Raw genomic sequence first — 13,612 nt, 5'->3', positions numbered from 1 at the left:
GGGGCGGCCCCCCCCGCCACACTGTCCTCAACCTGGCTGACCGTGTCGACACGCGTGGAAGACAGAGCCTGCAACGCCGCGGCGACTGGGTTCCGGTTGGCCGGCAACGGGGTTTTGAAGCGATGTGCGACGATTTCCTGCTCGCTGCCCGCGAGCGTCGACCGGTCGATACGGCCGCGATCCTGGCGACGCACCGCCTGTGCGAGGCGATCGTGCGCCACGCGGAACAATAGCGCGGAAATGCCGGATCAGCCGGCTATGCGCGGCCGGCCTTCTTCTCTCGGCGCAAACCACTGCGCGGCAAAGGTCACGAAGACGTTGGCATTCAACGGATAGCTGAACAGATAGCCCTGCATGAGATCGCAACCGATTTTCTGCAACTTCAATGCTTGTGACGCCGTCTCCACCCCCTCGACAATGCAGGATAGCCCCAGCGAATGGCAAAGATTGACGACCGCATCGACGATCGACACGCTGTAGCTGTTGTCGAAATTGAGGGCGAAGCTGCGATCGATCTTCACCTTGTCGAGCGGCAGGCGATGAAGATTGCTGAGGCTCGAATAGCCCGTGCCGAAATCGTCCAGAGCAACCTGCATGCCAATGGCGCGGAAGCGGTGAAGCGCATGGATCGCCGCGTCAAGGTTGCGCATCACCGCCGTCTCGGTCACCTCGATACACAGGCGGCGTGGGTCGGCAGACGAATTGCTGACCATGTCAAGCATCGCATCCACCGTCTCGGCGCAGTGCAGATCGCAGGCGGATACGTTGACCGAGAGCGTCTTGCCCGGCGGCAGCATGTCCAGCAGTTCCAACGCGCGGCGCATGGCATTGCGCGTAATCACATGGATCACGGTGCTGCGTTCGGCAATTTCGACAAAGCGCTGTGGCTCGACTACGCCCAGGCGCGCACTCGTCCAGCGCGCCAGGAGTTCTCCGCCGACCACTGCGCCCGATTGCATGGAAACGATCGGCTGCACGTCAAAATGCAGTTCGTTTTCGAATTCGCTCGCGTGCAGTTCCGCCTCGATGACGTGATCGTCCAGCAGCCGGCGTTCCAGTTCGAGATTGAAAGGAACCGCTTGTCCGGGCCTCTCCCGCTTGGCGTGGTAAAGTGCGTGGTCCGCACGCTTGGCCAGGTCCACCGGGGTGAGTTCGCTGTCGACAAACGGGGCAAGCCCGATCGAGACCCCAAGGCTCACCTGCCTGTCGCCAATGCGCATCGGCGCTGCCACCGCGGCACAGATCGTCTCCGCCAGCCGCAAGGTGGCCGCGCCATCAAGCTGCACGATCATCGCAAATTCGTCGCCACCCAGGCGATAGAGCGTGGCGTCGGGGCCTGCGGTGTCGCGCAGCAAGCGGGCAACCTCGATCAGCACGCCGTCTCCCACCAGGTGGCCGAACGTGTCGTTGATCGGCTTGAAGCGATCGAGATCGATCAAACCCACGGTCATGGCATCGAGGTTGGCCGGGATCGCCGCATGCTCGAGATCGGCATAGAAACGCCGCCGATTGTAGAGCCCGGTGAGTTCATCGCTATCAGCCAGCAGGCGCGCCTCCCGCTCCTGTCGGCCAGCCTCGATGGCGCTGTGGGACTGGATCGCCAGTTCTCGGTTCAGGCTTTGCACGCGACGCGCGATGAGGGCGGCAACCGCCAGAAACAGGACAATGCAAAAGCCGATTATCGGAAATAACTCGCGAACGGCCAAAGACCCCGGAGCAAGGCGTTGCCACGCAATCGTGCCGAGCGGCGCACCCGACCAGTCGCGCACCAAGGTGGAGGCTTCGTCGCCCGCGGATCGGCCGCCCTGTGCCCACCGCAGATGCTGCAAGCCAAAGCCTTTGCCCCATTCTGCAAGCAGCTTGTTGTCGAGAAGGCGGATATCGACAAAAATACGATAGGTCGACGTGTCGAGCGTCGCCGGGCCGCTTTCCCGGACGATCGGCGAAAATGCAATCAACGCCGGGGTGTCCCCCGCCTTGCCCAGCAAGACCATGGCATCGCCGCGCTGTCTTACGGCGGCCTCGTTCGCCGGTACCCGGGCCAGCAAGGCCTTGAGAGTCCGCGGCCCGATCAGGTCAGCAAGCGGGGGCGCCCGTCCGGATGGGAGATGCGCAAACAACGTCCGTCCGTTTGCATCGATCACATAGCCCAGGCCGATCGGCGTTCCCCATTGCGACACGATCCACGGATCGTCCATGGTGCCATAGGCGTGGGCGAAAGCATCGTTCCAATGGGCATTGATGTAGGTTTCGTTGCTGATGCGCGACCGTTCGCGATCGATCGCCCCGGAAATCGAAATGGCCGCCAGCCGGTCGGCATGGGCATCGGCGTTCCACACCAGGAAAGTGACGATAAGCACCGAGGTCAGCACCGAAAGGCTTATCAGCACAGTCAGCAACGCCGCGTGAGACGTGCTGCCGGCGCGCGACATGCGTAGCGCAACGCGGGAGACCTTCCCGAACGCGGCGAAAACTTTTGCCATCGGTAGAGACTGCTTGAAACACGTTAAACAGGGGTAAATTATTCCCGCAAAACGTGCACTTGCCGATGTAGCCAGACTGTCGCCAACTCATCCTTTACTTTGTCGCGCGCGCGGTTGTTCCGCGTTGCCTGATAGCAGGAAGACAAGCGGTGCGGCTTCCAAGCGTCATCACGTGGAATGCCAAGACGCTCGACACGTTCATCACTGCGCCGCAAAGTGCGGTCAAGGGCACCAAAATGTCGTTCTTTGGCGAGAAGGACCCGACCAAGCGCGCGGTGATCATCGCCTATCTGCAAGGCTTGAAATAACGTGCCGGCAGCGCAGGGTGGCCTGATGGCGCCTTGCCTGGGCGGCGTGGGCGCAATCATCATCGACCACGGTCTGCCCCGGCGCATATGAATGGTAATGGCGGCGTGACGCGACTTGATCGCCCGCGCCGCCCCACCAAGCTGGATTGAACGGGGCCGCGCTCTAAGCCAATCCGAATTGCTGCTGCAATTCTGCCAGCAATTCCTTGTGGAAGGCGATCATCCGGTCATCGGGCTGCCATGCCGCAAAAAAGTCGAACTCCGGATCGATGACAAGGCATACGCGTAAATGCCGTGCTGCCCGGCGCGATCGCTACGCCGATGCTGCGCGGCGCGCTGGAGGCGAGCGGCTACACCGAAGCAGAGTTTGCGCCCGCACTCAGCCTGTTCAACCGCTTTGGTCGCCCCGAGGAAGTCGCCGAAGCCAGCGCACGGCTCTGTTCGGATGCCGCCAGCTATATCACCGGCCACAATCTTGCGGCCGAAGCGGGCTACCTCTCGCGCTAGAGTAGGCGTGATGATCAAGTCGGAGATTGTGCGCGCCGGTGCGGCCGGCTGCGCCATTGGGCCGACCGACACTGAAGCAAACTGCTATGCAGCCACAGAAAACTCTCAGAGCGGCTGGGTAGGTCTCTGGCCATCGCCTTTGCAAAACCTGGGGCCGTTCGCGGCAGGTTCCACCCGGTGGCCGGATGTTTTTTGCACCATCGCGTGAAGCCAAAGCATGGGTTGCGCGTTCGGGCACAAGACAGCAGCCAATAGCAGGAACAGCCTATGACCACCGTCGCCGACGTGATCGTGAAAACACTCGAAGCGGCAGGGGTCGAGCGCTGCTATGGCATTCCTGGCGACACGCTAAACCATATCACCGATGCCATCCGGACAAGCGCGATCCGCTGGGTTCACGTCAGACACGAGGAAGCCGGCGGCTTTGCTGCCGGGGCCGATGCGATGCTGACCGGCAAACTTGCCGCCTGCGCCGGATCGTGCGGCCCGGGCAGCCTGCATTTCATCAACGGCCTGTTCGAATCCCACCGCAACCGCGCCCCGGTAGTGCTGATCGCCAGCCAGATCGTGCGGGATGAGCTGGGCTTCGACTTTCCGCAGGAGGTCGATTTCAAGGCAGTCTACGCCTCGTGCAGCGTGTTCTGCGAGGAAATCCGCACACCGGGACAGGCCCGGCGGATGACGGCGATGGCCGCGCAAGCCGCACTGGCCAAGCGCGGCGTCGCGGTGCTGATCGTGCCTGCCGATGTATCGAGCGCCAAGGCAGCCGACGAACCGGACTTTGCCGTGCATCGCGCCGCCCCGGTCATTCGCCCTGCGGACGCGGAACTGGATCGTCTGGCAGCGGCGCTCAACAGCGGCCGGCGGATCGCGATCTACGGCGGTTCGGGGTGTGAGCAGGCGCACGATGCGGTCGTGGCGCTGGCCGAGCGGCTGCGCGCGCCGGTGGTGCGGACATCGCGCGCCAAGGACTTTCTGGAGTACGACAATCCCTTCGATGTCGGCATGACCGGCATCTTCGGCAGTGAGGCAGGCTATCACGCGCTGGTCTCCTGCGACGTGCTGCTGCTCCTGGGCTGCGACTTTGCCTGGCGGCAGTTCTATCCCGAGAAAGCCACGATCCTGCAGGTCGACCTCGACGGCACGCACCTCGGCCGCCGGCATCCGGTCGACGTGGGGGTGGTCGGCGATATCGCGCCAACTCTTGACGCCCTGCTGCCGCGGATCACGCCGTGCGACGACAATGCCTTTCTCGACGAATGCCTCGATCATCACCGCAAGGCACATGCGGCACAGGCGAAGCACGCCACGGTCGGCAAGGGCGGCGCGATCCATCCGCAATATCTGACGCAGACCATTTCGCGCCATGCCGCGCCAGACGCGGTGTTCACCGCCGACGGTGGCTCGCCCATGGTCTGGTCGCTGCGCCACATTGCCGCAACAGGCCAGAACCGCACAGTGGTCAGCCTAACCCATGGCACGATGGCCAACGCCATGCCGCAGGCGCTGGGGGCCAAGGCTGCCTTCCCCGATCGGCAGGTCATTGCCTTGTCCGGCGATGGCGGCCTGGCCATGTTGCTAGGAGACCTGCTGACCGCCGTGCAGGAAAAGCTGCCGATCAAGGTCGTGGTCTTCAACAACGGTGCGCTCGACTTCGTGGAAATCGAGCAGAAGGTCGAAGGGCTGCTCGATGCCTATACCGAGCTGGTCAATCCCGACTTCGCGCGCGTTGCCGAAGCGATCGGCTTTAGCGGGCGGCGGGTCGAACGCGCAGAAGACCTCGAGGCTGCCGTCCAGGCCTGGTTGCAGGAGCCGGGAACAGCGCTGCTCGACGTTGTCACCGACCGCTATGAACTGGTCATGCCACCGGCGGTCAAGCCCGGCCAAGTCGCGGGAATGGCGCTCTATTCCGCCAAGGCCGTGCTGGGCGGGCGCGGACGCGAGGTGGTCGGGATCATCCGGAACCTGATCGCGTGAGCGGGCGCCCTACCCTCACCCAGGCGCTGTGGCGCGATCATGCGCTGTCGCGCAACGTGCTGCTGTTCGGGGCGCTGGCCGGTACTATCGGGACGATTGCGGTAGGCTGGGACCATCCGCGCGCGTGGTGGCTGCTGTTGCTCTTCTTGCCCTTGTTGCTGATCACGGTGATCGACCTCGCGCAGACCCACCATTCGCTGCGCCGCAACTACCCAGGCTCTGCGCGCCTGCGCTGGTTCTTCGAATGGCTGCGCCCGTTCCTGCGCTCCTACATCGTCGAAAGCGATCTGGATGGGCGCCCCTTCAGCCATGATGAGCGCGCCCTGGTCTATGCCAGAGCCAAGGGCGATGTATCGACCCATCCGTTCGGCACCGAACTCGACGTCTATTCCGAGGAATACGAGTGGCTGGCCCACTCGATCGCGCCGACCCGCAATGCCGAACGCTATACGCGCGTGACCGTCGGCACGGACCAGTGCAGCAGGCCCTACCAGGCGGCGCGGCTCAACATTTCCGCCATGAGTTTCGGCGCGCTCAGCGCCAATGCGATCGAAGCGCTCAATCTGGGCGCCAGGATCGGTGGCTTCTATCATGACACCGGTGAAGGCGGCCTGTCTCCCTACCATCTCAAGCATGGCGGCGACGTCGTGTGGGAGATCGGTTCGGGCTATTTCGGCTGCCGCGACGCCAAGGGCGATTTCCATCCCGAGCATTTTCGCGAGCGCGCCGGCCATGATGCGGTCGTGATGACCGAGATCAAGCTCAGCCAAGGCGCCAAGCCCGGGCACGGCGGCTTACTGCCCGGAGCCAAGGTCACAGCGGAAATCGCGAAAATCCGCGATGTTCCCGAAGGCGAGGATTGTCTTTCGCCGGCCTATCACACGGCCTTTTCGACCCCGCGTGGCCTGCTTGAATTCGCCGCCCGGATGCGGGACCTGTCGGGTGGCAAGCCAGTCGGCATCAAGCTGTGTGTCGGCTATCCGCACGAGTTGTTCGCGGTGGTCAAGGCCATGGTCGAGACGGAGATACTGCTCGATTTCATCGTCATCGACGGGGCCGAAGGGGGCACCGGTGCGGCCCCGACCGAACTGTCCGATCGCGTGGGCATGCCCCTGCGCGAAGGGCTGATGCTGGCCCGCAATGCCCTGGTCGGCACCAACCTGAAGGGCCGCGTCAAGCTGGCCGCATCGGGCAAGGTCAACTCCGGCGCGGCCATCGCGATGAACGCGGCGCTGGGCGCAGACTGGTGCAACGCGGCCCGACCGTTCATGTTCTCGCTCGGCTGCGTCCAATCGCTGCGCTGCCACACCGATACGTGCCCGACGGGCATCGCGACCCAGTCACTGGCCCGCCAACGCGGGCTCGTCGTGCCGGAAAAGGCCGAACGCGTCGCCCGGTTCCAAAAAGCCACGCTCGACGCCTTGCACGATATCGTGGTGGCAGCCGGCCTGAACACGCCGGACGAATTTACCCCCGACAGCCTGCGCCAGAGGATCAACGCCTCGGAAATGCGCTCGTTCGACGAACTCTACCCGTTCGTGGCACCGGGTGAGTTGCTCGACGGCGCGCGGGATCCGCACCTTGCGGCATGGTGGCGCCAGGCCGACCCCGAAAGCTTTGCCAGACGCGCATGACGCCGTACCGACAGCACGTCGATCTTATACACTGCAGTGAGAGGATCGGGGCTGGGACACGCTCTGGGCCGAGAACGCCCCGGCCATCATCTGCATCGCGGCTACTGTCCTCCACTCACCCCGGATAGCCAATGGAAAACAACAGGTCAGACCTCGCACATTCAGGAATACTGGACTAACGAGAGCGCGGCGCACGACCACGAGGCGAGAGGATTGCAGATGAACCCGATGAGCGAAACCATCCTGGCCGTACCCCAGGAGGTTGCCGCACCCACGGTATTTGCGCCTATCGCCCCTACGCCCGCGCTGCGTGAGGACGAGCCTTACGCGCGCGACGAGCTGCTCCATGAGATCTTTGAGGCGAGCTATCTGCTCCACACGGCGCGCTGCGCTGTGCGCAAATTGGGCAACGACCCGGAAAGCAGCCGTAAGACCGAGCTGACCTATGCCGAGTTGCGCCGCCGCGCCCTGCGCTTCGCCCGGCAGTTGCGCGCGATGGGCATCAAGCGCGACGATCGCGTGGTGATCTGCCTGCCGCGCAGTCTCGATCAATACATGGCCATCCTCGGGGTGCTGTGGGCTGGTGGTTGCTATGTGCCGGTCGACTGGACCTATCCGCAGGACCGTATCGACTACATCGTGGAAGACAGCCAAGCCGTGCTGGTCGTCACCGAAAGCGAGCGCGCCGGGGCCATGGCGGTCGCCACACTGGTGGTCGACGAGGCGCTGGGCGATCTGGCCGCGCTCGACGCCGTCGGCATCGAACGCGCAGAAACCGGCGCTACCCCGCACGACCTGGCCTATATCATCTATACGTCGGGCACGACCGGCCGGCCCAAGGGCGTGATGATCACCCATGCCAATGCCTGCCATCTGGTGCGCAGCGAAAGCGCCATTCTGGCCCTTTCGCCCGAGGACAAGGTATTCGGCGGCTTCAGTCTTGCCTTCGACATGTCGGTCGAAACCATGTGGAGCGCCTTTTTCGTCGGCGCCGAACTGTTGGTGGCCGATGAAGCACTGGCCAAGGCCGGGCCGGATATCGCGATCGTGCTGGCGCGCGAAGGCGTCACGGTGTGGCACGTCGTACCCTCGCTGCTTACCCTGGTTGAAACACCCATGCCAGCCCTGCGCCTGCTCAACCTGGGCGGAGAGGCCTGCCCGCCCGATCTGGTCGAGCGGTGGTCGCGTCCGGGCCTGCGCATGCTCAATACCTATGGCCCAACCGAAACCACGGTGACCGCGACATGGACCGAGGTACAGCCGGGCCGCCGCGTCACCATCGGCCGGCCCCTGCCGGGCTATACCGCGTGGATCGTGGACGAGAACCTGTGGCCGGTTGCCGCGGGCGCCGAGGGTGAACTGGTCATCGGGGGGCCCGGCGTGGGGCCAGGCTATGTCGGCCGCCCCGATCTTACCGCAGAAAAATTCGTTCACACCCCCTTTGACGGGCCCGATGGCAAGAAAGCCCTGATCTATCGTTCGGGTGACCTCGTGCGGCTCGACGCGGTGGGGGACATCGATTTTATCGGCCGCATCGATACCCAGGTGAAAATCCGTGGCTTCCGCGTCGAACTCGGCGAGATCGAGGCGGTCATCGCCGAGGACCGGGCCATTGCGCAGGCGGTTGTCCATCTGTTCAAGGACGAGGATGGCGCGGAATTTCTCGCCGCTTTCCTGGTCGCCCGTGCTGGCGCCGAGATTGATCTCGATGCGGCGCGCACGCGTGTGCGTGAGCGCCTGCCCAATTACATGCGCCCCGCCGCCTATCAGGTGCTCGATGCGTTGCCCACCCTGCCCGCCTCGGGCAAGGTCGATCGCAAGGCGCTGGTGCGCCCCGCCATGGAGCAGGCCGAGGACCGCGACGTCACCGCGCCTGCCACGCCGATGGAAGAACTGCTTCACGCCATCTGGTCGGAAGCCTTCGCGCCACAGAAAATCTCGGTCACCGACGACCTGTTCGAGGATCTTGGCGGCCATTCGCTCAAGGCGGCCCGGCTGGTGTCGGCACTGCGCAAGGCACCGGGCCTGACGGGGGTGTCCATCCAGGACCTCTACGCGGCGCCGACCATCCGCGGGCTGGCCCAAAGGCTGGGCGATACGGCCCCGATAGCCGGCCAGGAGGAACAACCCTTTCACCATACGCCAGCGCTGCACCGCTGGCTCTGCTGGGCCGCACAGACCATTGCCTTGCTGCCGATCTATACGGTGGCCGGGCTGCAATGGTTCTTCCCCTATCTCGCGTATACCCATCTCTCGGGCAACATGAGCCGCTTGAGCGCCCTGATGCTCAGTGGTTTCAGCTTCCTGTTGATCCCGCCGCTGGCCATGCTCGCCTCGATTGTGGTCAAATGGCTGGTGATCGGCCGCTATCGCGCGGGGGATTATCCGCTGTGGGGCGCCTATTATTTCCGCTGGTGGTTCGTGCGGCGCTTTTCCGAAGTGATCGCCACGCCCTATCTGGCCGGCACACCCATGCTGCGGTTCTATTATCGCATGCTGGGCGCAAAAGTCGGCCGGAGGGTCTTCATTGGCCGGGGCCCGATCGATGTCGCCGACCTGGTCACATTGGGCGACGATGCCGTGGTCAGCGACCAGGCCATGTTGGCAACCAGCGCGGTCGAGCGGGGCATGCTGCGACTGGGATCAGCCACTCTGGGCAAAGGGGCAACGGTAGGCTCGATGGCGGTGGTCGGGCGCAATGCCGCGCTGGGCGATGGCGCAGTGCTCGATGACCTCTCCTCGCTGGCCGCCGGCGTCACCATCCCCGCCGGCGAGCGCTGGAACGGCTCTCCGGCCGCGTGCGTGGCCAAGGGGGTTGAACACCATATCGACAATGGCGCCAGCCCGATGCGCCGGGTACTGAGTGGCATTGCCTTGGCCCTGGCCGCCTTCATCCTGCCCATCGTCGCCATTCTGCCCATCGCGCCTGGCCTCATCGCCATGATCGAGATTGACTGGAACACGCAAGGGTACTCCTATCTGCTGCTCGCACCCTTGTTGGCCATCACCTACGTGGTGCTGATGTGCGTTCTGACGATTGCGGCCAAATGGCTGCTGCTCGGCAAAGTGAAGCCGGGGCGCTATTCGATCTACAGCTGGTTCTATGTGCGCTTCTGGTTCGTCCAGCAGATCAACGGGCTCGCGCTCCAACTCCTCCACCCGATTTATGCGACGCTCTATGTGGCTCCCTGGTATCGCGGGCTGGGCGTGAAGGTGGGTGCCCGCGCCGAAATCTCCACCGCAGCCGCCATCGTGCCCGATCTGGTAGATATCGGCCCGGAAAGCTTTATTGCCGATGCGGTGCTGTTCGGCGCGGCCCGCGTGGCCCCGGGCGTGATCGAAATGGCCCATACCCGGATTGGCAGACGCTCGTTCATCGGCAATTCGGCGGTGCTGCCCAATGGGACCACGATTGGCGACAATGTGCTGATTGGCGTGCTCTCGGCCCCGCCCCGCGATGGCGCTGCCGCCAGCCCTGATGGAACCTGGTTCGGCTCCCCGCCGATCTCGCTGCCGGTGCGCCAGACGGTGGGCATGTTCGACGAGGGCGCCCGCTTCAAGCCCGGCCCCAGGCTGATCGCCACGCGCCTCTCGATCGAAGCGGTGCGCGTCATTCTCTCGCTCACGCTCTTCCTCACCTTCTTCGACATCCTGCTGTCCCTGGTTGGCGACCTCGACGATCTGGCTCATGGCGGGCAGTTGATCCTGATGGCGTTCCCCATCCTCTATGTCGGATTTGCGCTGGCCTGCGGTCTGTCGGTGGTGCTGCTCAAATGGCTGGTGATGGGCCGCTACAAGCCCACCACCCAGCCGTTGTGGAGCACCTTTGTCTGGCGCACCGAACTGGTGACAGCGACCTATGAAAACCTGGCCGTCAGCAATCTGCTGGAACCCCTGCGTGGCACGCCATGGCTGCCAGCTTATCTGCGTCTGATGGGCTGCCGCATCGGCAAGCGCTGTTACATGGACACCACCGATGTGACCGAATACGATCTGGTCGATATTGGCGATGATGTGGCGCTCAATGATTTTGCAGGCCTGCAAACCCATCTTTTCGAGGACCGGGTGATGAAGGTCAGCGGCGTGACGGTGGGTGACCGGGCGACGATCGGCTCCTATGCCATCGTGCTGTATGACGCGGAGATTGGCGCGGATGCGCAGCTGGGCGATCTGTCCGTGGTGATGAAGGGCGAAAGCCTCCCGGCCGGCACCTCCTGGGAAGGCTCACCGGCGCGGTTGGCGCAGGGGTAGTGCACGCCCCGGTCTGGCACACCGGAGCCCTGCCGCGCCGGTTCGCCGTTGGCGACGCACCTTTCGCCTGGGTGGTGCGGCTCGACGATCCAATCGTGGAGACCATGGCGCGGCAGGCGCCCTTGCGCTCCAGTGATCTGGCAGACCTGGCAAGCCGCCCACAGGCCGGCATGCGCAGCCTGCGGCGACAATTGACCAAGGTGCTGATTGCGCTGGCCAGCGGAGCGCATCCTGACAGCATTTCGATAGAGAGGCTTCCTGCAGGCGCCTTGCGGGTCACTGCGCCCGAAGGCTGGCATGTCAGCGTCGCAGGCCACTGGCCTCATGCCGCCATAGCCATCGCCCGCTGTCCCCTGGGGGTGGACATCGAACCGATCGGGGCACTACCGCCGCCACCTGATGCTCTGACTATCGGCGAAAGGCATCAACTGCGCCATGGCACCGCGCAAGATGCCTTGCGCCGATGGACAGCCAAGGAAGCCCACGCCAAAGCCTGGGGCGTTGCGGCGCAGATTGATCCCGCCCACATCCACACCTGCGTCAGCGGCAATCAGCTAACCGCCATGTCGCGGGAGGGCCGGACCTTGTGTGATCTGGCAAACCTTGGAGGGCTGCTGGCCGCCCTGGCCCGGCCGGTTTGGTGTGGCAGATCAAACACGTAAGACCCGCAGCATGGCCAGTAGTGCCCAGACGTGCACAATTGCGGAGGTCAAGTCTCGACACCACTCGAGTCCACGAGAGCAGGCAGCATTTCGCCCGCAGTTGCGTCGCATTTTAGGGTAGCCTGGCGTACTGCCGAAGGGGGCACATGGCGGAGAGGGTGGGATTCGAACCCACGGTACGGTTGCCCGTACACCGCATTTCGAGTGCGGCGCATTCGACCACTCTGCCACCTCTCCATGAAGTGCCGTGCGTCAGGCGGCGTGTGCCGCCCCGGTCGAGGACCGCGCCACTAGCGTACGATTCGGGCCTTGCCAAGCGGAAAGAGGAGTTATCCCCAGCCTGATATTCCCCAAAAGCCTTGCTTGTTTCGCAAGTGCCGCAAACCTATATTCGTTCCATGTCCATCCATGTCGAAAATACGAGCTACTTTTCTCCCCAGGCCGGCCGTCAGATTTCCGTACCGGCCGTGAGCGAGGCGCTCTTTGCGATCGGTGACGTGGTGCGCCATCGCCTGTTCGGGTTTCGCGGCGTGGTGTTCGATATCGATCCGGTCTTCGCCAATAGCGAGGAATGGTACGAATCCATTCCCGAAGACATGCGCCCCCTGCGCGAGCAGCCGTTCTATCACCTCCTCGCCGAGAACGATGAAAGCAGCTACGTCGCCTATGTCAGCCAGCAGAACCTGGCCGCCGATGCCGAAGCCGGGCCGGTAGACCATCCGTCGCTGCGCGAGATGTTCGACGGGTTTGCCGACGGGCGCTATCGCCTGCGGCGCAGCCTGTCGCACTGACCGCCCGAAACAAACAAAAAAGGCGCCGTTTCCCCGGGGAAGCGACGCCTTTTCGCATATGTGAAGCCTTCAGGCTTTCAGCTTCCAGCCCGTGCGCAGCAGGGCATAGAGGCCAAGGCCGAGTACCAGGTTGAGCACGCCCAAACCGATCGCGCCATGCAGCACGGCCATGTTGCTGCTGCCGATATCGCTTTGCCCCAGGAAGCCATAGCGGAAGCCCGAGATCACGTAGAAGATCGGGTTCAAACGGCTGACCGTCTGGAACGCGGGCGCCAGGCGATCAATCACGTAGAACGTGCCCGACAGCATCGACATGGGCGTGATGATGAAATTGGTTACAGCCGCGTTGTGATCGAACTTTTCCGCCCACAGCGAAGTTGCCACGCCTATCAGCGACAGCAGGATCGCGCCCATCAGGCCAAACCAGATGACGGCCCAGGGATGGCGCACTTCCAGCGACACGCCCGGCCAAAACATCATGGCGGCTGACACGGCAAGGCCGACCAGGATCGCGCGCGAGACGGCGGCGCCCACCAGGGCGGCAAGCAGTTCGCCTTCGGAAACCGGCGGCATCAGGTAATCGATGATCGTGCCCTGGATCTTGCCTCCAAGCAGCCCGAAGCTGGCATTGGCAAAGGCATTGTTGATCATGCCCATGGCGATGAGGCCCGGCGCCACGAAGCTGGCAAAGGGCACGCCCAGCACCACGCGGCCACCGCCGCCCAGCGCCAGGGTAAATATCATCAGATAAAGCAGCGTGGTTACCGCAGGTGCCCAGATCGTCTGGGTCTGCACCTTGAAGAAACGCCGCACCTCCTTCATATAGAGGGTCCAGAGCCCGACACTGTTGAAGCTGCGGAAAATCGGCTGTCCGGGCGGTGGAAAACCGGCTAGATGCCCGTAGGCATGACCGGCAGCGGTGCCCGCAAAGGCATCTGCCGGTTCAAGCGGTTTCGTTTCTCCGGTGGGGGACGGGAATTGGTTGGCCATGACGGGCGC

11 protein-coding genes and 1 tRNA gene are annotated in these 13,612 nt (G+C 63.8%); 9 read left to right on the top strand and 3 right to left on the bottom strand.

Going from position 1 to position 13,612, the window contains the following annotated elements; genetic code table 11:
- A partial coding sequence (locus H926_RS34320) for a hypothetical protein (RefSeq protein WP_202804782.1) occupies window positions 1–233 on the top strand: 233 nt, incomplete at its 5' end.
- A gap of 15 nt (window positions 234–248) precedes the next feature.
- Here H926_RS34320 and H926_RS31100 read toward each other — a convergent pair.
- Window positions 249–2,483, bottom strand: coding sequence for a bifunctional diguanylate cyclase/phosphodiesterase (locus H926_RS31100; RefSeq protein WP_082209262.1), 2,235 nt, complete (start codon window positions 2,481–2,483; stop codon window positions 249–251).
- 149 nt (window positions 2,484–2,632) lie between these two features.
- Between H926_RS31100 and H926_RS33705 the strand changes: the two genes are divergently transcribed.
- The 7 genes from H926_RS33705 to H926_RS0120160 all read left to right on the top strand — a co-directional run bounded on the left by H926_RS33705 (window position 2,633) and on the right by H926_RS0120160 (window position 11,822).
- The gene (locus H926_RS33705) at window positions 2,633–2,791 is read left to right on the top strand and encodes a cytochrome c family protein (protein ID WP_022677892.1); all 159 of its coding nucleotides are present in this window, start codon (window positions 2,633–2,635) and stop codon (window positions 2,789–2,791) included.
- A gap of 115 nt (window positions 2,792–2,906) precedes the next feature.
- Entirely contained in the window at window positions 2,907–3,080 is a 174-nt protein-coding gene (locus H926_RS33700; RefSeq protein WP_156306455.1) for a hypothetical protein, read from the top strand.
- Between the two features lie 5 nt (window positions 3,081–3,085).
- A complete protein-coding gene (locus tag H926_RS0120180; protein ID WP_022677890.1) occupies window positions 3,086–3,298 on the top strand; it encodes an SDR family oxidoreductase in 213 nt (70 codons plus the stop codon).
- A gap of 267 nt (window positions 3,299–3,565) precedes the next feature.
- Complete coding sequence (locus H926_RS0120175) at window positions 3,566–5,275, top strand: thiamine pyrophosphate-dependent enzyme (RefSeq protein ID WP_022677889.1); 1,710 nt, start codon at window positions 3,566–3,568, stop codon at window positions 5,273–5,275.
- On the top strand, window positions 5,272–6,909 hold the full coding sequence (locus H926_RS0120170) for an FMN-binding glutamate synthase family protein (protein WP_022677888.1): 1,638 nt from the start codon (window positions 5,272–5,274) through the stop codon (window positions 6,907–6,909). The genes H926_RS0120175 and H926_RS0120170 overlap by 4 nt, the downstream gene beginning before the upstream one ends.
- 219 nt (window positions 6,910–7,128) lie before the next feature.
- Window positions 7,129–11,160, top strand: coding sequence for a Pls/PosA family non-ribosomal peptide synthetase (locus tag H926_RS0120165; protein WP_022677887.1), 4,032 nt, complete (start codon window positions 7,129–7,131; stop codon window positions 11,158–11,160).
- Window positions 11,160–11,822, top strand: coding sequence for a 4'-phosphopantetheinyl transferase superfamily protein (locus H926_RS0120160; RefSeq protein WP_022677886.1), 663 nt, complete (start codon window positions 11,160–11,162; stop codon window positions 11,820–11,822). The genes H926_RS0120165 and H926_RS0120160 overlap by 1 nt, the downstream gene beginning before the upstream one ends.
- 147 nt (window positions 11,823–11,969) lie before the next feature.
- Here the strand turns inward: H926_RS0120160 and H926_RS0120155 are convergent.
- Window positions 11,970–12,059: transfer RNA gene (locus H926_RS0120155), tRNA-Ser, on the bottom strand.
- 161 nt (window positions 12,060–12,220) lie between these two features.
- Here H926_RS0120155 and hspQ point away from each other — a divergent pair.
- Entirely contained in the window at window positions 12,221–12,613 is a 393-nt protein-coding gene (gene hspQ, locus H926_RS0120150) for a heat shock protein HspQ (RefSeq protein WP_022677885.1), read from the top strand.
- A gap of 69 nt (window positions 12,614–12,682) precedes the next feature.
- On the opposite strand, the gene H926_RS29250 is transcribed toward hspQ, so the two are convergent.
- Entirely contained in the window at window positions 12,683–13,477 is a 795-nt protein-coding gene (locus H926_RS29250) for an ABC transporter permease (RefSeq protein ID WP_043610621.1), read from the bottom strand.
- Window positions 13,478–13,612: the final 135 nt, after the last annotated feature.

This window comes from Novosphingobium sp. B-7 (assembly GCF_000410615.1).
GTDB lineage: Bacteria > Pseudomonadota > Alphaproteobacteria > Sphingomonadales > Sphingomonadaceae > Novosphingobium > Novosphingobium capsulatum.
This window is presented reverse-complemented; position numbering and strand designations above follow the sequence as displayed.

Bases quoted from the DNA above. Each gene is read 5' to 3' on its own strand.
- H926_RS31100 (WP_082209262.1), bottom strand. From the start codon at position 2,483: ATGGCAAAAGTTTTCGCCGCGTTCGGGAAGGTCTCCCGCGTTGCGCTA.
- H926_RS0120175 (WP_022677889.1), top strand. From the start codon at position 3,566: ATGACCACCGTCGCCGACGTGATCGTGAAAACACTCGAAGCGGCAGGG.
- H926_RS0120165 (WP_022677887.1), top strand. From the start codon at position 7,129: ATGAACCCGATGAGCGAAACCATCCTGGCCGTACCCCAGGAGGTTGCC.
- hspQ (WP_022677885.1), top strand. From the start codon at position 12,221: ATGTCCATCCATGTCGAAAATACGAGCTACTTTTCTCCCCAGGCCGGC.